This is a genomic window from uncultured Sphingomonas sp. (genome assembly GCF_913777625.1).
Lineage (GTDB): Bacteria > Pseudomonadota > Alphaproteobacteria > Sphingomonadales > Sphingomonadaceae > Sphingomonas.
Window position 1 is genome coordinate 102,584 of record NZ_CAJYTI010000011.1, and the last position, 19,950, is coordinate 122,533.

Consider the following 19,950-nt stretch of genomic DNA (forward strand, 5'->3'; position numbering starts at 1 on the left):
GATGCGGTAATGAAAATTTAATGTCGGTAATGAAAGCGTTTTGCCGCAGGCGGTTGGCCGCCGCGCACCGCCGTCGAAGCGCGCGGCCGGTGATTGCACCGGGGCTCAGGCGAATCGGACGCGCGGGTACGCGTCAGCCGTCGGGCGCGCGCATGACATAGGGGTCGGTGGCGAAGGGCGGCGACAGCCCTTCCACCCAGGCGCCGTGCGCGTGGGTCCGGGCCACTATTTCCATCGGCGTGTCGCCGGGCCAGCCGCGGACGCGAACCTCGTGGGCGGCCAAATCGCGATTGGGTTCCATCATGACCCAGCCCAGCGGCCGATCGACCGTGGCAGCGGCGCCGGCAGCCTCCATCGCGGCGGCGATCTGCGCCTGCGCCGCGGGGCGCAGATATTGCCATACCACCGAATGCATCAACACGCGGGCCACCCCCGCCGGCTGCGGTTCCGCGAGGCGTGTGACCAGCCATTCGGCCGCATCGCCTCGCTCCAGCCGCACGGGGTCGGCGCGCAGCATCGCGATCGCGGTTCCCAGCCGGGCCTGCCGCTCCACGGCATCGACCCAGCAATAGGCCTGCAGCCGATCGGCGTCGCGATCGTCGTGCAGGTCGAGCGGCGCGATATCGACACCCCGCGCCGACACGATCTCGACCGGCGCGTCGGGCGGCGCCACGCCGCGCCACGCCGGCCGAAGCATCAGCGCCGACGCGGCAGGACCCGCCGCCACCCCGCCCAGATCGAAGCCATAGCGGCCGATCATCAGGTTCAGCCCCCCGCTTGACCCGATCTCCAGCAGCTCGAACCGCGGCCCGAAGCGCCGGGCGAGATGCAGGATGCCGGTCATCAGGCCCGAGGACCGGGCGGGCTCGTTGGTCTGGGGCGGGCCGTACAGCCACGGCATCAACGGGAGATCATAGGCCGAGAGTACCGCGTCCAGCGCCGCGCCGGTCCGGCCAAGATCGGTCTCCTCGCCGGTGAAGATGCGGCGCAGCTCGGGCACCCCGCGCCGATGGAGCGCGTGCAGCCCGCCGACCAGCCGCAGCACCAGCGCATCCGCCACCGGCTCGCCCGGCCAGTCGAGCACGCGCCGGCCGGTTTCGCTGGCGCGGGTGATCCCCTGCCCCAGCGCGGTACAGATGCGCGCGGTGATCGGCGCGTCCATGGCGGCACAATAGCCGGCCTGGATGGCAAAACTCTTGCGGTTCTCGGCTTCGGACGCCATGCGCTTCCCCTTTGGCGCGTGTTGCGCCCATGGCCGCCCCCAAGTAAAGCCCCCGCACCCATGACCGAGCCGTTGATCCTTGCCGTGCCGAAAGGCCGGATTCTCGAAGAGGCGCTGCCCTTGCTGGCGGCGGTCGGCATCGTGCCCGAAGCGGCCTTTTCCGATAAGAACTCGCGCGCGCTGCGCTTCGCGACCAACAACCCCGCGATCGACCTGATCCGGGTGCGCGCGTTCGACGTGGCGACCTTCGTCGCGCACGGCGCCGCGCATCTGGGCATCGTCGGCTCCGACGTATTGGCCGAGTTCGATTATTCGGAGCTGTACGCGCCCGTAGACCTGGGCATCGGCCACTGCCGCATCTCGGTCGCAGAACCCGTGGCGCTCGCCGAACAGGACGATCCGCGCGGCTGGAGCCATGTCCGCGTCGCGACCAAATATCCGCACATCACCCGCGCCCATTTCGAAGCCCGCGGGGTGCAGGCCGAGTGCGTCAAGCTCAACGGCGCGATGGAGCTGGCCCCGGTGCTGGGCCTTGCGCCGCGCATCGTCGACCTCGTTTCTTCGGGTCGCACGCTCCAGGAGAACGGCCTTGTCGAAGTGGAGGTCATCGCGCAGGTGACCAGCCGCCTGATCGTCAACCGCGCCGCGTTCAAGACGCGCGCCAGCGAAGTCGTGCCGCTGGTAGACGGCTTCCGAAAGGCCGTGGCATGATCCGCCTCAATTCCGCCGACGCCGGCTTCGCCGACTCCTTCACCGCGCTGGTCAATGCCCGCCGCGAGGCGGACGACGATGTCGCGCGCAACGTCACCCACATCATCAAGCGCGTGCGGGACGAAGGCGATGTCGCGCTGCGCGACCTGACGCGACTGTTCGACAAGCATGATCTCGCGTCGTCCGGCTGGACGATCGACCGCGCCGACTGCCTCGCCGCCTATGAGGGGCTGAGCCCCGAACTGCGCGCCGCGCTGGAACTCGCCGCCGAACGGATCGCGGTCTACCATGCCAAGCAGCGCCCCGAAGACCGCGACGAGACCGACGCGCAGGGCATCCGCCTCGGCGCGCGCTGGACGCCGGTCGATGCGGCGGGCGTGTACGTGCCCGGCGGTCGCGCGGCCTATCCCAGCTCGGTGCTGATGAACGCCATTCCCGCCAAGGCGGCGGGCGTGCGGCGCCTCGTGATGGTCACGCCCACGCCGAACGGCGAAGTGAACCCGCTGGTCCTCGCCGCCGCGCATGTCGCCGGCGTCGACGAGCTGTACCGCGTCGGCGGCGCGCAGGCCGTGGCCGCGCTCGCCTATGGCACCGAGACGATCGCCCCGGTCGACGTCGTCACCGGCCCGGGCAATGCCTGGGTGGCGGAGGCCAAGCGCCAGCTGTACGGCGTGGTCGGCATCGACATGGTCGCGGGCCCGTCCGAGATCGTCGTGGTGGCGGACGGCAGGAACGATCCCGACTGGATTGCCGCCGACCTGCTCAGCCAGGCCGAGCACGATCCCACCAGCCAGTCGATCCTGTTCACCGACGACGCGGCCTTCGCCGACAAGGTCGCCGCAGCCGTCGACGCACAGATCGCCACGCTCGCCACCGGCGCCACCGCGCGCACCAGCTGGGACGCCAACGGCGCGATCATCGTCGTGCCCGATCTGCCCAGCGCGATGCCGCTGGTCGATCGCCTCGCGCCCGAGCATCTCGAACTCGCCTGCGACGACGCCGAGGCGCTGTTCGACATGGTCCGCCACGCGGGCTCCGTCTTTCTCGGCCGCTATACGCCGGAAGCCGTCGGCGATTATGTCGCCGGCCCCAACCATGTGCTGCCCACCGGGCGGCGCGCGCGCTTCGCATCGGGCCTTTCCGTGCTCGATTTCATGAAGCGTACCTCGTTCCTGAGCCTGGATCCGTCCGGGCTCGCCGCGATCGGCCCCGCTGCCGTTGCGCTCGCAGAAGCCGAAGGCCTGCCCGCGCACGCAAAGTCGGTCGCGATCCGTTTAAAGTGATAGAAGTAGAACATGGCCAGTCCGCAAGCTAAGTCCCGTTCCAAGGCGCGCGCCGCCGCCCGCCTCGCCGCCGTCCAGGCGCTCTACCAGCGCGAGATGGAGGGCACCTCGATCCCCGCGCTGCTGCACGAGTTCCACCAGCACCGCCTCGGCGCGATCATCGAGGACGTCGAATATGCCGACGCCGACATCGCGTTCTTCGACGATGTCGTCAGCGGCACCGACGCCCGCCGTGAGGAGATCGACGGCATCGTCGCCGCCAAGCTGAGCACCGGCTGGACGCTGGAGCGGCTCGACAAGCCGATGCGCCAGATCCTGCGTGCCGGCACCTACGAGCTGCTCGCCCGCAAGGACGTGCCGACCGCCGCGGTGATCAGCGAATATCTCGACGTGACCGACGCCTTTTACGATCGTCGCGAAAAGGGGTTCGTCAACGGCATCCTCGACGCGATCGCCAAGGAAGCCCGCGCCTGATGCGCGCCCCTGCCCCCGGACGGGCGGGATGAACGAAGCCGCATTCCTCGCCGGCCTGCGCCGCCTGCCGCTCCATCCCGGAGCGCGCGGGCTGCACGACGATGCGGCCATGCTCGGCGATCTCGTCCTCACCCATGACGTGCTGGTGGAGGGTGTCCATTATCTGCCGGACGATCCGGCGGAGGATGTCGCCTGGAAACTACTCGCAGTGAACCTGTCCGATCTCGCCGCCAAGGGCGCGGTGCCGGAAGGGGTGCTGCTCGGCTATCCGCTGGCCGGCGACGACGCCTGGGACGCGGCGTTCCTCGCCGGGCTGGACGCTGCGCTGGCGGCCTTTGCCTGCCCGCTGATCGGCGGGGACACGGTACAGGCGGCGGCAGGTGCCCCGCGCACCCTGTCCCTCACCGCGATTGGGCGCTCCTCTCACGCCCCCGCCCGCAGCGGCGCGCAGGCCGGCGACCTGCTCTACGTGACCGGCACGATCGGCGATGGCGGTGCAGGGCTTGCGGTGGCGCAGTCCGGCGACGGTCCCGCAACGCTGCTCGCCCGCTATCGCCGCCCGACCCCGCGGCTCGCCGAGGGGCAGGCGCTCGCCCCCGGCGTGCATGCGATGATGGACGTATCCGACGGGCTGCTGATCGACGCCGCGCGGATGGCGGCGGCGAGCGGGCTCGCGGTGACGATCGATCTCGCCGCCGTACCGCTTTCGGCCGATTTCCAGGCGGTGCTCGGGCGGGATCGCGCGGCGCGTCTCGCGGCCGCGACCGCCGGCGACGATTACGAACTGCTCTTCGCCGCGCCCCCGGGACTGCTGCTGCCGCTCGATGCGACCTGCATCGGCGGGTTCGGCGAGGGCGAGGGCCTGATGCTCCACGATGCCGGCACGCCGCTCCCGCTGCCGGGCCGACTCGGCTTCGAGCACGGCGCCTAGTCGAACAGCCCGTCCTGCGATCCTGCGGGCGGGTTGAGCCCGAGATGCTTCCACCCCGGCCCGTTCAGGCACCGCCCCCGCGCCGTGCGGGCGATCAGGCCGAGCTGGATCAGATAGGGCTCGATCACTTCCTCCACCGTGTCGCGCGGCTCGCTGAGGCCGGCGGCGAGCGTCTCCACCCCCACCGGGCCGCCACGATAGACGTCGGCGATCATCATCAGATAGCGGCGGTCCATCGCATCGAGCCCGAGCCCGTCCACCTCCAGCCGATTGAGCGCCGCGTCGGCCACCTTGGCGTGCACCACCGCCTCGCCGAACACATTGGCGAAGTCGCGCACCCGACGCAGCAGCCGCCCGGCGATGCGCGGGGTGCCGCGCGACCGCCGCGCGACTTCGCGCGCGCCGTCGGAGGAAATGGCGAGGCCCAGCAGCCCGGCGGCGCGGGTCACCACCCGCTCCAGCTCGTCGACCGTGTAGAATTGCAGCCGCACCGGGATCCCGAACCGATCGCGCAAGGGGGTGGTCAGCAGCCCCTGCCGCGTCGTCGCGCCGACCAGCGTGAAGCGCGGCAGCTCGATCCGCACGCTCCGCGCCGAAGGCCCCTCGCCGATCATCAGGTCGAGCGCGCGGTCCTCCATCGCCGGATAGAGGACCTCTTCCACCGCGGGATTGAGCCGGTGGATCTCGTCGATGAACAGCACGTCGCCGTCCTCGAGATTGGTGAGCAAAGCGGCGAGATCGCCCGACTTGACGATCACCGGGCCCGAGGTGGAGCGGAACCCCACCCCCATCTCGCGCGCGATGATCTGGGCGAGCGTGGTCTTGCCGAGGCCGGGGGGCCCGAAGAACAGCACATGGTCCAGCGCATCGCCGCGCGCCTTGGCGGCATCGATGAACACGCGGAGATTCTCGCGCGCCGCCTGCTGCCCGACGAACTCGTCGAGCGATTTCGGGCGCAACGCGGCATCGACGTCTTCGGCGCGGCGGCCGGCGGTGAGGAGGCGATCGGGTTCGGTCATCAGGCTGGGATCATTCTGTAGCCGCCGGCGGTGCACCGGTCGACGGGAAGGGCTGGCAAAGCTGCGGGCAAGCGCGCATCTGGGCAGGCATGGTCGATCTGTATCTCGCCACCGCCGTTTCCGACGCGCTCCGCGCCGACCTGGCCGCCCGCTTCACGCTGCACGAGGGCGAGCCGCCCGCCACGACTCGCGCCATCGTCGGCGGCGGGCAGATGCGGCTCGACGCGGCGATGCTCGATCGGCTGCCCGCGCTGGAGATCGTGGCAATCAACGGCGTGGGCTATGACGGGCTCGACCTCGACGCGTTGCGCGTGCGCGGCGTGCGGGTGACGACGACGCCGGGCGTGCTGACCGAAGACGTCGCCGATCTCGCCATCGCGCTGCTGCTGGCGGTGTTCCGCCGGATCGCGGCCAATGACGCAGCGGCGCGCGGCGGCGGCTGGAAGGTGCCGCTGGGCAGGCGCGCGAGCGGGCGCCGGATCGGCATTTTCGGGCTGGGCAAGATCGGCACCGCGATCGCCGAACGCGCCGCGCCGTTCGCGGGCGAACTGCTCTACACGGCGCGCGGCGAAAAGCCGGTCGCGTGGCGCTATCTGCCCGACATCGCCGCACTGGCCGAAGCGAGCGACGTGCTGATCCTCGCCGCGCCCGGCGGTGCGGCAACCGACAAGATCGTCGATGCGACGGTGCTTGGGCGGCTCGGGCCGGAGGGGGTGCTGATCAACGTCGCGCGCGGCAGCCTGGTGGACGAAGCCGCGGCGATCGCGGCGCTGCAAAACGGCACGATCGCGGGCGCCGGGCTCGACGTCTTCGCCGAGGAGCCGCATGTGCCCGAGGCGCTGCGCGCGCTGGAGCAGGTGGTGCTCGCGCCCCACCAGGGCAGCGCCACGGTCGAGACGCGCGCCGCGATGGCAGCGCTGGTGCTGGCCAATCTCGACGCGCATTTCGCCGGCCAGCCCCTGCCGACGGCGTTGCGCTTCTAGATCCTCCCCGGAACGGGGAGGGGGACCAAGACGCGTCAGCGGCTTGGTGGAGCGGGGCCTCCCCGCGCGAGCCCCTTGCGGCGGTCCCCCTCCACCACGCGGCTGCGCCGCGCGGTCCCCCTCCCCGTTCCGGGGAGGATCGAAGAAACCCTGCCCCGTCATCCCAGCAAGGTGCTCAGCACCTCGGGATGGAAGCTCCATCCTGCGAACCCGCACAGTCCCAGGAACAGCCCGAAGCCACCGAACACCCAGGCGACGATCAGCAGCCAGCTGCTCTCCGCCAGCGCCGATACCGCGGCGATCGAGATGGCGGTGGCGATCGCCGCGTCGCTGGCGTCGAACTGGTCGTCATGGATGTTGAGCGCGTCATATTGCGCTTCCTGGGCCTTGGCCTGCTCGGCGAGCTTGGGGGCCTCGGCCTTGTACTTGGCGATGTCTGCGTCCAGCCCCTTCAGGATCGGCGCGACCTTGGCCGCATCGGGCGACACCGCCGCGATCTGGGCGCGGCTGGTCTCGGCGAGATGCTGCTTGGTCTTGGTCGCCTGATATTCGTTCCACAGATCGACCGAGCTCGACTGCGCCTGCTCCATCGCCTGGACGATGTTGCCGTCCTTGATGTTGCACAGGCCCGTGGCGACCGAGAGCACCACGACGGTGATCGCGACACGGCGGTTGAGGCGCTTGTCCTTGGCTTCGGCGGAGACTTCGATTTCCATGGCTATTCGACTTCCGATCCAGATCCTCCCCGGAACGGGGAGGGGGACCAAGGCGCGCAAGCGTCTTGGTGGAGGGGGCTATCCACGGGCGAGTCCGGTGAGGCAATCCCCCTCCACCACGCGGCTGCGCCGCGCGGTCCCCCTCCCCGTCCCGGGGAAGATCGAAAGAAGCACCTCACTTCGCCGCCTTGCGCAGCGCGAGGCGGACCAGCGCGTCCAGCGTCGCCGCCGGCCCGAGCTCGTCGCTGGCGGCGTTGACCGCCGCGCTCGCCTCGGCCGGCCGGAAGCCGAGGTTGAGCATCGCCGACACCGCATCCGCCGCCGCCCCGCCGCTCGGCGCGGCGGTTGCGCCGACCCCGCCCAGCACCAGCCCGCCGGCCTTGTCCTTGAGTTCGTTGACGATGCGCTGGGCGAGCTTCGGCCCCACGCCGTTCGCCCGCGCGATCGTCGCCGCATCGGCGCGGGCGACCGCGGTGCGCAGTTCCTCGGGCGCGAGGATCGAGAGGATCGCCAGCGCGACCTTCGCCCCCACGCCCTGCACGCTGGTCAGCAGCTTGAACCAGTCGCGCTCGTCGGCCGAGGCGAAGCCCATCAGCCGGATCGAATCCTCGCTGACCAGCATCTCGGTATGGATGGTGACCTGCTCGCCCACCGCGCCGAGCTTGTCGAGCGTCTTGGCCGAGGCCCCGACGAGGTAGCCGACGCCGTTCACGTCGATCACCGCATGGTCGGCACCGCTGAAGGCCAATGCGCCACGGAGATGCGCGATCATCGGCGGGGCTCCCGAACGACAGGAGCAGGCGACAGCGGAGGAGCAGGCAGCAGCATAGCCGGTACATAAGCGGAACAGCAAAAGGGAGGAAGCGATTTTCGGCGCAGCCGTCTGGCAATCCCGCCATCGCTCCCCAACTCCCCGCAAACGAGGGGGCTTCGCGATGATTCAAGCCACGCTGCTGCTGTTCTGGTTCGCGCTGCTGGTGGCGGAGGGCACGCCGATCGGCCGCGCCCTCCGGCGGTTGCTGGTCGAGGCCCCCGCCCACTGGTGCAACCGATGGTCGCGCGGCGACGTGTTGCTGATCCTCACGCTGCTTGCCGGCGCCGCGCTGATCCTCTGGTTGATGGAGGCCGAGGGACGGCTGTTCCTGGGGATGCTGGGACCGGACATCGTTGCAGGCGCCAGCATGCTCGAACTCGGCACGCTGCTGGATGTGGCGGTAACCGCACTTACCGTGTTCGCCACCCTGCGCGTGAAAGGCCTGCAGCAGTGGGCGACGGCGCGCTTCGCACGGTGCATGCGGCGCGCACGGCGGATCCGGCGGCCCGCGCGTAAGCCCACGAACGACGACGGCGACGGACCGGCCTTTGCCCTCGCCGCGTGAGGCTCAGGACCGCCAGCGCCAGTCGCCGTCGGTCTTGATTCGCGTGATCCAGACAAGCGCGAGCGCGACCGGCGTCAGCAACAGCAGGAAGAGCGGATGGTCCGGTAGCGCGAAGCGGGTGATCCCGCCGACCAGCACGATGAAGCCGGCGACGATCAGCCAGCCCTGCCACGTCACCGGCGTCGCGCCATAGCCGAACGCCTTGGGCTTGAACCAATAGCCCGGCCGTACGCCATCTTCGGTCATTCCGTGTCTCCTTGCGAATCCTTGGGCGGGCGTCCGCGCCTGGGCCGCACTGGATCGGCCAGCTTCACCCCGCGCCGGGCCAGCGCCTCGCGCAGCAGACATTCCACCTGCGCGTTGACGCTGCGCAGATCGGTCGCGGCACTCCGCTCGATCGCGGCATGGAGCGCCGGATCGAGGCGGAGCGGGAAAGCCTTTTTCTGCGGGGGACCGCTCACCACCCTGCCTTACTGATAGAGCGAGCCAGCATTCACCACCGGCTGGGTGTCGCGCTCGCCGCACAGCACCACCATCAGGTTGGACACCATGGCGGCGCGACGCTCGTCGTCGAGCTCGACAACGTTCTTGGCCGATAGCTGATCGAGCGCCAGCTCGACCATCCCCACCGCGCCTTCGACCAGCGTCTTGCGCGCGGCGACCACCGCCTGCGCCTGCTGGCGGCGCAGCATCGCGCCGGCAATTTCCTGTGCGTAGGCGAGATGGGTGAAGCCGCACTCGTCGACGGTGATGCCCGCTACCTGCAGCCGGGCGATCAGCTCGGCGCGAAGCTCGCCGCCCACCTGGTCGTGATTGCCGCGCAGGGTGACCTCCTGATGCTCGAAATCGTCATAGGGATAGCGCGAGCCGATGGTGCGCACCGCCGCCTCGATCTGGACGTTGACGAAGGCCTTGTAGTCGTCGACGTCGAACAGCGCCTGGGCGGTGTCGGTCACCCGCCACACCACCTGCGCCGCCATCTCGATCGGGTTGCCGCGCAGGTCGTTCACCTTGATCTTGTCCGAGATCATGTTGTTGGCGCGCACCGAGACCTTGGTCTTGATCAGCCACGGCCAGGACCAGCGGAGCCCCGTGGTGCGATCGGTGCCGCGATAATCGCCGAACAGCAGGATCGCCGCCGCCTGGTTGGGCTGGAGCAGGTAAAAGCCGGCGACGACGAACAGCAGCACCAGTGCGGCGACGACGATCCAGCTCACCACCACCCAGTCGGGCAACCGGTCGATCTGGGTGAAGGCCAGCCCGCCCGCGACCAGCGCCGCCACCGCGACCAGCAGCATCCCATAGCCGCTGGTGGTGTGCGCCACCGTCTCGCTGCTCTGCCGCAACGCGGGCGCGGCGCTCCGTGTGTCCGTCATCGTTCCCTCCTGAATTATGATATCATATTTATATCGAATCAGGACGGATGCCAAGTGGAATCGGCGGAAAAGAAAACAGCCGCCGGAGCACCTGCCCCGGCGGCCGAAACATCGGCAATGCGTCCGTGCCTCAGTTGAGGACGATGGTCACCGCGCGGCGGTTCTGCGCCCAGCTGGCTTCGTCCGAACCCAGCGCGATCGGGCGCTCCTTGCCGTAGCTGATCGTGGTGATGCGATCGGCCGAGACGCCCTGCGCCGCGAGATAGTTCTTCGCGGCATTGGCGCGGCGGTCGCCCAGCGCGAGATTGTATTCGCGGGTACCGCGCTCGTCGCAATGCCCTTCGAGGGTGATGCGAACGTTCGGGTGCGCGACCAGCCACTTGGCCTGGCTGTTGAGGATCGTGCGCGATTCCGCATCGACGTCGAACTGGTCGAGCGCGAAGTGGATCGTGTCGCTCGTCACCTCACGGCGGAACTGCTCGGAGAGCGGCGTCGCCTGCGTCGTCTCGCCATTGCCATAGGGCTGGCTCGGCGGCGTCGGGGTTTCGGTCGGGGCGGGCGGCAGCACCGCCGGCGGCTTCTTCGAGCAGGCGGCGGTGGCGACGAGCGCTACGCCGAGCATCAGGCTGGGGACGAGCTTGGTCATGTTATCCTCCTTGTCACTGGTGGCTGCGCATGCCGCGCAATCGTTACGCTATAGTTTCTACTCGGTGTCAGGGACGCACGGCACCCCAATTTGGATCCGAGCCATCGAGCGGCGTCGGCACTTTCCGTGTCGCGCGGCCGGTGAGGTCCACCGTCCACAGGTCGGGACGGCCCGAACCCTGGGCCGAGCGGAAGAACACGATCACGCGGCCATTGGGCGCCCAGCTCGGGCCTTCGTCGCCCCAGCTGTTGGTGAGCAGCTGCTCGCCGCCGCCCGAGGGGTTCATCACGCCGATGCGGAACGCGCCGCCGCCCATGCGGGTGAAGGCGATCTGGTCGCCGCGCGGGCTCCAGGCCGGCGCCGCATAGCGCCCGCCGCCGAAGCTGATGCGGTGCTGATTGGAGCCGTCCGCATTCATCACATAGAGCTGCTGGGTGCCGCCGCGATCGCTTTCGAACACGATCTTCGAGCCGTCGGGCGAGTAGCTGCCGCCGGTATCGATGCCCGGCGAGTTGGTCAGCCGCTCCGGCGTGCCGCCGCTGGCGGGCACGCGGTAGATGTCGGTATTGCCGCCCACCGCCATCGAGAACAGCACATAGCGCGCATCCGGCGACCAGTGTGGCGCGAAGTTGAGCGCGAGGTTGGAGACCAGCGTGCGGTCCTGGCGCGTGCTCAGATTGTAGATATGGATCGACGGGCGATCCTTTTCGAAGCTCATGTAGAGGATCGCGTCGAGCTTCGGGCTCAGCCGCGGGGTCAGCACGATCGACTGGCCGTTGGTGAGGAAGCGGTGGTTGGCGCCGTCCTGGTCCATGATCGCCAGCTGCTTGCGGCGGCGGTTCTTGGGGCCGGTCTCGGCGATATAGACGACCTGCGTGTCGAAATAGGGGCCCTCGCCGGTGAGGCGCGAATAGATCGCGTCGGCGCATTTGTGGCCGGCACGGCGCCAGTCGGCGGGCGCGACGACGAAGCCCTGGCGGATCAGCTCCACCTTCGACAGCACGTCGTAGAGATAGCAGCCGACGGTGAGCGAGCCGTCGCCATTGGCGCGGACATAGCCCTGCACCAACGACTGCGCGCCGGTGCCGCCCCAATAATCATAGGCAGGCGCGGTCACTTCCGGGAAGGCGACGGTGCGCAGCTGCGCCGGCGGCACGGGGGTGAACAGGCCCGAGCCGCGCAAATCGTTGGTGATCACGTCGGCCAGCTTCTGGCCGAGCACGTCGGTGGAGCCGGCGGGCGTGTCGACCACGGCGGAGGTCGGCATCGCGGGGATGGCGATCGGCATCGGCGCGGAAATGCCGCCGACGATGTCGATCACCGGCTGGTCCTGGCCCTGCCCCTGGGCCTGCGCAGCCGCCTGCGGGCTGTTCGCGATCGGCGGCGGCGGGGTGGTCTGGGCATGCGCCGCACCTGCCAGGCAGAGCGTCGCGAAGGCTATGGTTTGGAGTTTCATCGCTTCATCCTCATCCAGGCAGCTTGTAGCTGAACGGCAGGCTCTTCCACCCGCCCGGCACAGCGTAGAGATTGGCGGGCAACCCGTGGATTGGGGTGCAGCCCTTGAACGTGGCGATCGCCAGATCCTTCACCCGGTCCACATACCGCCCATTGCTCGCATCGTTCCCCTGCACGCCGGTAATGTCCGGATTACCCGCCAGCGAGCCGTCCGGATTGAAGTTCAGGCGGACCAGGATGCGGATGCGCTCGGCGCCGGGGCCAGGCGTGACCTGTCGGTTCGCGCAGGGTTGAATCTGCCGCGCGATCAGCCCGCGGAAGCTCGCGACCTCCTGTGCCGAGGCCTTGCTGGCCGGATTGTTCAGCGCGGTGCTGTTGGTCTTGTTGTTCGAGCGGCCGAGGTCGAGCCCGGCGAGGTTGCCGGTCGGCTTCACCGGACGGCGCTCGCTGCCCGTCGCCGCGCTCTTCGAGGCGGAATCGCTCGACTTGGCCGGTGCCGCCTTGGACGGCGGGGCCGGCTTGCTCGGCTTTTCGGGCTTGCTCGGCTTTTCCGGCTTGGCCGGCTGCGGCTTTTCGGCGGGTGCGGGCTTCGGCTTGGGCTGCGGCTTCTCCGCCGGCGCGGGCTTGGGCTGCGGCGGCTGGGGCTTTGGCTGCGGCGCGGGCTTGGGCTCCGGCGGCGCCGGCTGCGGCTTGGGCTGGGGCTCCGGCGCGGGCGGGGGCGCGGCCTCCGGCTCCACCGGGGCTTCCACCGGCGACTTCTTTGCCGCCAGTTCCTCGTGGCTCACCACGGGCGCGGTGTTCTCCGGCCCCACCTTGTCGGCCAGCGAGATCTCGATCGGGATCGCCTTGGGCGGCTCCTGCGGTGGCGTCTTCAGCAGGCTGAGCGACAGCGCGGCGATCACCGCGGCATGCGCCGCGATGGAAACGCCGAGCCCGATCCGCTCACTACGGTCCATGGTCTCGCTCACCTCAGCGCTGGTCGCTCGGTTCGGTGAGCAGCGACACCTTGTTGAGCCCGGCCTGGTTGAGCTCGCCCATCACCCGCATCACCTTGCCATAGCCGAGCGCGGTATCGCCGCGCAGATAGATGGCGGCGGGCTTGCCGTCGGGGCCCTTCTTGGCAGCGATCGCTTCCAGCTTGGCGGGCAGCTCGGCATCGCTCACCTTGTCGGTGTCGATGAACACCTGGCCCTTGTCGTCGATCGAGATCTGGACGGGCTTCTGCTCCTGATCGAGCGCCTTGGCGCGGCTCTCGGGCAGGTTCACCTGCACGCCGGCGGTGAGCAAAGGCGCGGTGACCATGAAGATGATCAGCAGCACCAGCATCACGTCGACCAGCGGGGTGACGTTGATCTCGGCCATCGGCGTGCGGCGGCCGCGGCCCTTGCCGGAGGGGAGGTGCATGCCCATCGGCTTAGCCCTCCATCTCCAGGCGGCGGCTGAGCGTCGCGTGGAAGCCGTCGGCGAAGCGGTTCAGCCGCGCCTCGACGCGGTTCACGGCGTGACTGTAGCGGTTGTAGGCGATCACCGCGGGGATGGCGGCGAACAGGCCGATCGCGGTGGCGAACAGCGCCTCGGCGATACCCGGCGCCACGACCGCGAGCGACGAGCTCTGCGCCGCGGCGATGCCGGTGAAGCTGCGCATGATCCCCCAGACGGTGCCGAACAGGCCGACGAACGGCGCGACCGAGCCCACGGTGGCGAGGAAGTTCAGGCGGTCGGACAGGCGGTCGATCTCCATCGCGACCGTGGCCCCCATCGCGGTGGCGAGGCGCTCGCGCGTGCCTTCGCGGTCGATCGTCTTGCCCGCGGTCGAGCGGCGCCATTCGCTGACGCCGGCGGCGAACACGCGCGCGATCGGCTGGTCGCGGCCGGCGGCGCGGCGGTGGAACTCGTCAAAGTCGTCCGCCTCGCGATATTCGGTCTCGAAGCGCTGCATCTCGCGGCGCAGGCTGCCGACCTTCGCGGCGAAGCCGATGATGATCGTCCAGGTCCACAGGCTGGCGAGCAGCAGGCCGATCATGACCAGCTTCACGACGATGTCGGCCTGGAGGAACAGGTGGATCGGCGACAGGACGGCACCAGTTGTGACGGACGGCATGGACGCTTACTTCTCCTTCCACACGAGCGGTTCGAACGCGGCCAGCCACTCGGCCGGCTGACGCCGCGGGCGACCGCCGGGGGCGACGAAGGCCACCTCCACGGTTGCTTCGGCGACTAAAAGATCGTCCCGCATGACTCGTTGCTGAATGATAACGCCGGCGGCGCGCAATTTGGTGAGACGGCTGATCACCACCAGCGTGTCGCCGAGCTTGGCCGGCGCGCGGTAGCGGATGTCGAGCCCGGCGACCGCATAGGCCCCGCCGCCTGCCTCGAACACGGCACGCTGGTCGATGCCCGCGAGCGTGAGCATGTCCGATCGGGCGCGTTCCATGTAGCGCAGATAATTGGCATGGTAGACGACACCGGTGAGATCGGTGTCCTCGAAATAGACCCGCAGCGCAAAGCGGTGCGCGCGGCCGTCGAACCGGCCGGCAGGGGCATGGTCGCTGCTGGTCATGGATTGGCCTCCTAGCGGAGGCGGTGCCCTAGCGGAACCCCAAAGGGACTAAGCTTTGGTGGATGTAGATCCTCCCCGGCACGGGGAGGATCTGGAAGTCCTAGAACAACAGCCGTTGCGTCCCGCTCCCCCGCCCGACCGGCGCCCCGCCACGCCGGCGCGCCAGCTCGGTTTCCGCAGTGAACCGCACATCCTCGTCGCGATCGGTGAGGAAGCCTTCGAGCGAATCCTCGGAAATCTCGTTCCATTCCTTGCCGCGATCGGGGCCGTAGCGGACGCGCGGCAAGAGCCCCGGCTGGCTCGACCATTCGACCAGCTGCGCGACGCTCGCCTCGTTGAGCATGTCGCGGAGGTGGAACGCGGTCACATAGGCGTCGGGAAACGCACGGTGCGCCGGCAGGCCGCGCTCGTGCTCCATGCCCTCGGGACGACGCCAGTAGCGGAGCATCTGGTTGGAGAAGCCCGGGCTGTCCGGCCACAACCGCAGCGCGCATTTCCAGGTGCAGATCCAGTCCGCGCCGCGGGTGAGCGCCGGCGTGCAGAACTGCTCCTCGAAGGTCGCGCGGTGCGCGGCGAGCGCGATGCGGCGCGGCCAGGGATCGAGGATGGGGCGCGCGACGTCGTGCCAATAGGGCGCGTCGGCGACGTCCTCGTCGCGGATATGATGGATCGCCATGGTCAGCGGCGGAATGCCGCGGCCGGGATTGACCAGCCGGTTGCCGCCCTCGCCATAGAGCTCCCAGCGGCCGTCGGCGCCCAGCGCCACGTCCTGCCAGCCGATCTCGCACACGGCATGGGCGGGCGGCTTGTCGCCGGTGGTCTCTAGGTCGATGACACGGATGATCGATTGGGTTGGCGGCGCCATGGCCGCGATGTGGGGGTTTTTCGGGCGAAATGCCAGCCGAAAGCGAGCTACCGCACCTAAGCCCCTCCCCTTCAGGGGAGGGATTGGGGTGGGGCCGTGTCTCACGGAGACCAACCTGCGTTCTGGAATCCCTCCATCCCCAAACCCCTCCTCCAAGGAGGAGGGGCTTAAGTGAGACTACTCCGCCGCCTTCTTCTTCGCCGGCGCCTTCTTGGCCGCCGGCTTCTTCGCCGCGCCGACCTTCTCGCCCGCCGCGGCCTTAGCCGCCGGCTTCTTCGCCGCAGCCTTCTTGGCCGGGGCCTTCTTCTTCGCCTTCCCCTTGGCCGGCCCCTGCGCCGCCTTGGCGTCGATCAGCTGGGCGGCTTCCTCCAGCGTCAGCGCGTCCTTGTCGATCGTCTTGGGCAGCGTCGCATTGGTCTCGCCGTCGGTGAGATAGGCGCCGTAGCGGCCTTCCATCAGCTTGATCTCGGCATCGGTGCGCGGATGCTTGCCGAACACCTTGAGCGGCTCGCGCGCCGCCCCCCGCGCCGGGCGACCGCCGCCCGCCGCCGCTTCGGCCAGCTTGACCACCGCCGCGTTCATGCCGGTCTCGAACACCTCGGCGGTCGACTGGAGCCGCGCGTACTTGCCGTCATGCGCCAGATAGGGCCCATAGCGGCCGATCGAGGCGGTGATCGGGTTGCCCGTCTCCGGATGGTTGCCGATCGTGCGCGGCAGCTTGAGCAGCTTGAGCGCCCAGTCGAGATCGAGGTCGATGTCCTTCGGGATCGACGCGCGCGCCGCATCCTTGCCTTCGCCGAGCTGGATATACGGCCCGAACCGGCCCGACTTGCGCTCGACATTGAGCCCCGTCTCGGGGTCCTGGCCCAACACTTCCGGACCCGTGTCCTCGGACCCTTCGCCGCCCGGCTGGCCGAAGCGGCGGGTGTACTTGCACTCGGGATAGTTGGAGCACGCCACGAACGCGCCGAACCGGCCGCCGCGCAGCGCCAGCTTGCCGACGCCGCAATTCGGGCAGAGCCGCGGATCGCTGCCGTCCGCCTTGGCGGGGAACAGATACGGCTCAAGGAACTGGTCGAGCGCCGCGGTGATGTCGGAGGGCTTCTGCTCCATCACCTCGGTGGTGCGCGGCTTGAAGTCACGCCAGAAGGCTTCCAGCACCGCCTGCCAGGCGGCACGGCCGCCGGACACGTCGTCGAGCTCTTCCTCCAGCTCGGCGGTGAAGTCGAACGAGACATATTTCTCGAAGAAGCGCTCGAGGAACGCGGTCAGCAGGCGGCCGCTTTCCTCGGCGAAGAAGCGGTTCTTCTCCACCCGCACATAGGCGCGGTCCTTGAGCACCTGGATGATCGAGGCATAGGTCGACGGGCGACCGATGCCGAGTTCCTCCAGCCGCTTGACCAGCGAGGCTTCGGAGAAGCGCGGCGGCGGCTGGGTGAAGTGCTGCTCGGCGTTGACCGCCTTCTTGGCCGGCGAAGCGCCTTCGGACATCCGCGGCAGACGGCGGCTGTCCTCGTCGCCCTCGTCGTCCTTGCCCTCTTCGTAGAGCGCGAGATAGCCGGGGAAGAGCACCACCTGGCCGGTGGCGCGCAGCCCGTGCTGGCCGGTGCCGTCCGCCAGATCGACGGTGGTGCGCTCCATCCGCGCCGACGCCATCTGGCTGGCCAGCGCGCGCTTCCAGATCAGGTCGTACAGCTTGGCATGGTCGCCAGATCCGGCGCGGTCCTTGCCGAAATCGGTCGGGCGGATCGCCTCGTGCGCTTCCTGGGCGTTCTTCGCCTTGGTCTGATACTGGCGCGGCTTGTCCGGCACGTAGCTGCCGTCATAGCGATCGGCCACCGCCTTGCGCGCCGCCTGGATCGCCGAGGGGTCCATCTGGACGCCGTCGGTACGCATATAGGTGATCGCGCCGTCCTCGTAGAGCGCCTGCGCGATCCGCATCGTGTGGCTGGCCGAGAAGCCGAGCTTGCGCGCGGCTTCCTGCTGCAGCGTCGAGGTGGTGAAGGGCGGCGGCGGGTTGCGCATCGCCGGCTTGGTCTCCACCGCGACGACGGTGAAGCGGCCTTCCTCGACCGCCTTCTTGGCGGCCTCGGCGCTGCCCTGGTCGCCGATCGAGAGGCGGTCGAGCTTCTCGCCCTTCCACTTGACGAGACGCGCCTGGAACGGCGTGCCGTCCGATTCCATCTCGGCGATGACCGACCAATATTCCTGCGCGACGAAGCTTTCGATCTCGCGCTCGCGCCCGACGATCAGCCGCAGCGCCACCGACTGGACGCGCCCCGCCGACTTGGCGCCGGGCAGCTTGCGCCACAAGACCGGGGAGAGGGTGAAGCCGACGAGATAGTCCAGCGCGCGGCGGGCGCGGTACGCGTCGATCAGGTCGGTATCCAGCTCGCGCGGGTGCTGCATCGCGTGGAGGATCGCCGGCTTGGTGATCGCGTTGAAGGTGACGCGCTCGACCTCCTTGGGCAGCGCCTTCTTCAGTCGCAGCACTTCCTGCACGTGCCAGCTGATCGCCTCGCCTTCGCGATCAGGGTCGGTCGCGAGGATCAGACGGTCGGCCTTCTTGGCCTCGTCGGCGATCGCCTTCAGCTGCTTCGACTTGTCGGCATAGGTCTCCCACTCCATCGCGAACGATTCGTCGGGGTTCACCGACCCGTCGCGCGCCGGCAGGTCGCGGACATGGCCGTAGCTGGCGAGGACCCGATAGTCCTTGCCGAGATACTTCTCGATGGTTTTCGCCTTGGCGGGCGACTCGACGATGACAAGCTGCATGAGGTGTTCGATCGATCCCTACGTGTACGCGTGTAAGGTGGGGGGCGCCGCTGCGCTGCGTCAAGCCGACGATTTGATCGCGGCCGTAGTGCTGATAGAAGCGCCCAACGCTTCGGGGGAATAGAAATGATGTGGCTGACGTTGATCGCGATGACGGCCGTGCAGGCAGAGGATCGGCTCCTATGGCCGATGCCGGAGGGGTTCAAGGTCGGTCACCAGCAGACCTCGGCGAGCGGCTCCGAAATCGAAGAGCGCATCCCCAAGGGCGAGACTGTGGAGGATTGGACCCGGATGGCCACCCGCCTCGTCTTCCCGGGCGCGATGGACGGCACGGCGTTCAACAACGCCATGGCACAGCGCTGGCAAAGCGCCTGCCCCGGCGCAGTCGCGACGCCGCCCGAGAAAAGTCCCCGCGGCGTCGACATTCGCATCGACTGCCCGCGCAATCCCGCGACCGGCAAGCCCGAGACGATGTTCCAGCGAGTCCTTCCGGTGCCTGGAAAGGCCTATATCCTGCAGGTCGCCTTTCGCGCGGTACCGAGCGCAGAGCAGGTGCGGTGGGCGAAGGCCGAGCTTGATCGGGCGACGCTCTGCAGCGCCGCCGCGACCGAATCCCCCTGCCGCTGACCCGCAGGCGGGTGGACCTCAGCCCGCCTGGGCCGCGCGGATGCGCTCCAGCACCACGTCTATGTCCTTGGCGTCGTGCCGCTCGGGGACGCGCTGGTCTTCGGGCCCGACGCCGCGATTGACCAGCCGCCCCCGCCGGACGGGCTCGCGATCGGCGATCTCGGCCGCCCAGCGCAGCACGTTCGGATATTCCTGCGCGTTGAGGAACACGTCCGCGCCCGCATAGGTCTCGCCGCGCACCACCGCGCCGTACCAGGGGAAGATCGCCATGTCGGCGATGGTATAGTCGTCGCCCACCATGTAGCGACTGGTCGCCAGATGGGTCTCCAGCACGTGGAGCTGGCGCTTCGCCTCCATCGCATAGCGATCGATCGCATATTGGATCTTGATCGGCGCATAGGCGAAGAAATGGCCGAAGCCGCCGCCAAGGAACGGCGCCGAACCCATCTGCCACATCAGCCAGCTTAGCGTCTGCGCGCGCTTCGCCGTGTCGGTCGGCAGAAAGGCGGCGAACTTCTCGGCGAGGTGGAGCATCATCGCCCCGCTTTCGAAGATCGGCAGCGCAGGCGCGATCGAATGGTCGACCATTGCGGGGATCTTCGAGTTCGGATTGATCGCGACGAAGCCGCTGCCGAACTGGTCGCCCTGGCCGATATTGATCAGCCAGGCGTCATATTCGGCACCGGCATGGCCGGCGGCGAGCAGCTCCTCGAGCAGGATCGTCACCTTCTGCCCGTTGGGCGTGCCGAGCGAATAGAGCTGGATCGGGTGGCGGCCGACCGGCAGTTCCTTCTCGTGCGTCGCGCCCGAGACCGGCCGGTTGATATTGGCGAACTGGCCGCCATTGCCCGGCGCCCATTCCCAAACCTGGGGCGGCACATAGCCGGCGGGGAGGTTGTTCGCGGGATCGGGTGCGTCGGCCATGCTC

The 19,950-nt window shown here is 69.0% G+C and carries 23 protein-coding genes; 7 read left to right on the top strand and 16 right to left on the bottom strand.

The features are described 5' to 3' along the window. Nucleotides 1–133: 133 nt before the first annotated feature. Entirely contained in the window at nt 134–1,222 is a 1,089-nt protein-coding gene (locus tag QZ814_RS07855; RefSeq protein WP_294330666.1) for a DUF2332 domain-containing protein, read from the bottom strand. A 60-nt stretch (nt 1,223–1,282) separates the two neighbouring features. Between QZ814_RS07855 and hisG the strand changes: the two genes are divergently transcribed. The 4 genes from hisG to thiL are packed head-to-tail and all read left to right on the top strand — an operon-like array spanning nt 1,283 to nt 4,621. Further along, on the top strand, nt 1,283–1,933 hold the full coding sequence (hisG, locus tag QZ814_RS07860) for an ATP phosphoribosyltransferase (protein WP_294330668.1): 651 nt from the start codon (nt 1,283–1,285) through the stop codon (nt 1,931–1,933). Continuing rightward, nucleotides 1,930–3,216, top strand: coding sequence for a histidinol dehydrogenase (gene hisD / locus QZ814_RS07865; protein ID WP_294330670.1), 1,287 nt, complete (start codon nt 1,930–1,932; stop codon nt 3,214–3,216). Before hisG ends, hisD begins: the two co-directional genes overlap by 4 nt. A 12-nt stretch (nt 3,217–3,228) precedes the next feature. After that, on the top strand, nt 3,229–3,690 hold the full coding sequence (gene nusB, locus QZ814_RS07870; RefSeq protein ID WP_294330673.1) for a transcription antitermination factor NusB: 462 nt from the start codon (nt 3,229–3,231) through the stop codon (nt 3,688–3,690). A gap of 28 nt (nt 3,691–3,718) precedes the next feature. Continuing rightward, the gene (gene thiL / locus QZ814_RS07875) at nt 3,719–4,621 is read left to right on the top strand and encodes a thiamine-phosphate kinase (RefSeq protein WP_294330674.1); all 903 of its coding nucleotides are present in this window, start codon (nt 3,719–3,721) and stop codon (nt 4,619–4,621) included. On the opposite strand, the gene ruvB is transcribed toward thiL, so the two are convergent. Then, nucleotides 4,618–5,640 carry a Holliday junction branch migration DNA helicase RuvB gene (ruvB, locus tag QZ814_RS07880; RefSeq protein ID WP_294330676.1) on the bottom strand — a complete coding sequence of 341 codons (1,023 nt, stop codon included), beginning with the start codon at nt 5,638–5,640 and terminating at the stop codon, nt 4,618–4,620. The genes thiL and ruvB overlap by 4 nt on opposite strands. An 89-nt stretch (nt 5,641–5,729) precedes the next feature. On the opposite strand from ruvB, the gene QZ814_RS07885 reads away from it, so the two are divergent. Further along, entirely contained in the window at nt 5,730–6,623 is an 894-nt protein-coding gene (locus QZ814_RS07885) for a 2-hydroxyacid dehydrogenase (protein WP_294330679.1), read from the top strand. A gap of 158 nt (nt 6,624–6,781) precedes the next feature. Here QZ814_RS07885 and QZ814_RS07890 read toward each other — a convergent pair whose 3' ends face one another. Together QZ814_RS07890 and ruvA are read right to left on the bottom strand one after the other, a co-directional pair. After that, nucleotides 6,782–7,339: a DUF4337 family protein gene (locus QZ814_RS07890; RefSeq protein ID WP_294330682.1), complete on the bottom strand. Its 558-nt coding sequence runs from the start codon at nt 7,337–7,339 to the stop codon at nt 6,782–6,784. A 175-nt stretch (nt 7,340–7,514) separates the two neighbouring features. Then, the gene (ruvA, locus tag QZ814_RS07895) at nt 7,515–8,111 is read right to left on the bottom strand and encodes a Holliday junction branch migration protein RuvA (protein ID WP_294330684.1); all 597 of its coding nucleotides are present in this window, start codon (nt 8,109–8,111) and stop codon (nt 7,515–7,517) included. 163 nt (nt 8,112–8,274) lie between these two features. On the opposite strand from ruvA, the gene QZ814_RS07900 reads away from it, so the two are divergent. Further along, complete coding sequence (locus QZ814_RS07900) at nt 8,275–8,718, top strand: hypothetical protein (RefSeq protein ID WP_294330686.1); 444 nt, start codon at nt 8,275–8,277, stop codon at nt 8,716–8,718. Between the two features lie 3 nt (nt 8,719–8,721). On the opposite strand, the gene QZ814_RS07905 is transcribed toward QZ814_RS07900, so the two are convergent. The 11 genes from QZ814_RS07905 to topA all read right to left on the bottom strand — a co-directional run bounded on the left by QZ814_RS07905 (nt 8,722) and on the right by topA (nt 18,395). Continuing rightward, nucleotides 8,722–8,964 (bottom strand): hypothetical protein, encoded by a 243-nt coding sequence (locus QZ814_RS07905; RefSeq protein ID WP_294330688.1) that lies wholly within the window; start codon nt 8,962–8,964, stop codon nt 8,722–8,724. Continuing rightward, nucleotides 8,961–9,179, bottom strand: a complete 219-nt coding sequence (locus tag QZ814_RS07910; RefSeq protein ID WP_294330690.1) for a toxin-antitoxin system HicB family antitoxin — start codon at nt 9,177–9,179, stop codon at nt 8,961–8,963. The genes QZ814_RS07905 and QZ814_RS07910 overlap by 4 nt, the downstream gene beginning before the upstream one ends. Before the next feature lie 9 nt (nt 9,180–9,188). Further along, nucleotides 9,189–10,094, bottom strand: coding sequence for an SPFH domain-containing protein (locus QZ814_RS07915; RefSeq protein ID WP_294330692.1), 906 nt, complete (start codon nt 10,092–10,094; stop codon nt 9,189–9,191). A gap of 130 nt (nt 10,095–10,224) precedes the next feature. Continuing rightward, complete coding sequence (gene pal, locus QZ814_RS07920; RefSeq protein WP_294330694.1) at nt 10,225–10,740, bottom strand: peptidoglycan-associated lipoprotein Pal; 516 nt, start codon at nt 10,738–10,740, stop codon at nt 10,225–10,227. A 67-nt stretch (nt 10,741–10,807) separates the two neighbouring features. Further along, nucleotides 10,808–12,196 carry a Tol-Pal system beta propeller repeat protein TolB gene (tolB, locus tag QZ814_RS07925; RefSeq protein WP_294330696.1) on the bottom strand — a complete coding sequence of 463 codons (1,389 nt, stop codon included), beginning with the start codon at nt 12,194–12,196 and terminating at the stop codon, nt 10,808–10,810. A 10-nt stretch (nt 12,197–12,206) separates the two neighbouring features. Next, a complete protein-coding gene (locus QZ814_RS07930; RefSeq protein ID WP_294330698.1) occupies nt 12,207–13,151 on the bottom strand; it encodes a cell envelope biogenesis protein TolA in 945 nt (314 codons plus the stop codon). A 13-nt stretch (nt 13,152–13,164) separates the two neighbouring features. Further along, on the bottom strand, nt 13,165–13,605 hold the full coding sequence (tolR, locus tag QZ814_RS07935) for a protein TolR (RefSeq protein WP_294330699.1): 441 nt from the start codon (nt 13,603–13,605) through the stop codon (nt 13,165–13,167). 4 nt (nt 13,606–13,609) lie between these two features. After that, entirely contained in the window at nt 13,610–14,296 is a 687-nt protein-coding gene (tolQ, locus tag QZ814_RS07940; RefSeq protein WP_294330701.1) for a protein TolQ, read from the bottom strand. Between the two features lie 6 nt (nt 14,297–14,302). After that, a complete protein-coding gene (locus QZ814_RS07945; protein WP_294330703.1) occupies nt 14,303–14,755 on the bottom strand; it encodes a YbgC/FadM family acyl-CoA thioesterase in 453 nt (150 codons plus the stop codon). Between the two features lie 100 nt (nt 14,756–14,855). Then, complete coding sequence (locus tag QZ814_RS07950; protein ID WP_294330704.1) at nt 14,856–15,620, bottom strand: exonuclease domain-containing protein; 765 nt, start codon at nt 15,618–15,620, stop codon at nt 14,856–14,858. A 177-nt stretch (nt 15,621–15,797) separates the two neighbouring features. Continuing rightward, entirely contained in the window at nt 15,798–18,395 is a 2,598-nt protein-coding gene (gene topA / locus QZ814_RS07955; protein WP_294330706.1) for a type I DNA topoisomerase, read from the bottom strand. A 126-nt stretch (nt 18,396–18,521) separates the two neighbouring features. On the opposite strand from topA, the gene QZ814_RS07960 reads away from it, so the two are divergent. Continuing rightward, the gene (locus tag QZ814_RS07960; protein ID WP_294330708.1) at nt 18,522–19,022 is read left to right on the top strand and encodes a hypothetical protein; all 501 of its coding nucleotides are present in this window, start codon (nt 18,522–18,524) and stop codon (nt 19,020–19,022) included. 18 nt (nt 19,023–19,040) lie between these two features. Here the strand turns inward: QZ814_RS07960 and yghU are convergent, their stop codons facing one another. Further along, nucleotides 19,041–19,946, bottom strand: a complete 906-nt coding sequence (yghU, locus tag QZ814_RS07965; protein WP_294330710.1) for a glutathione-dependent disulfide-bond oxidoreductase — start codon at nt 19,944–19,946, stop codon at nt 19,041–19,043. Nucleotides 19,947–19,950: the final 4 nt, after the last annotated feature.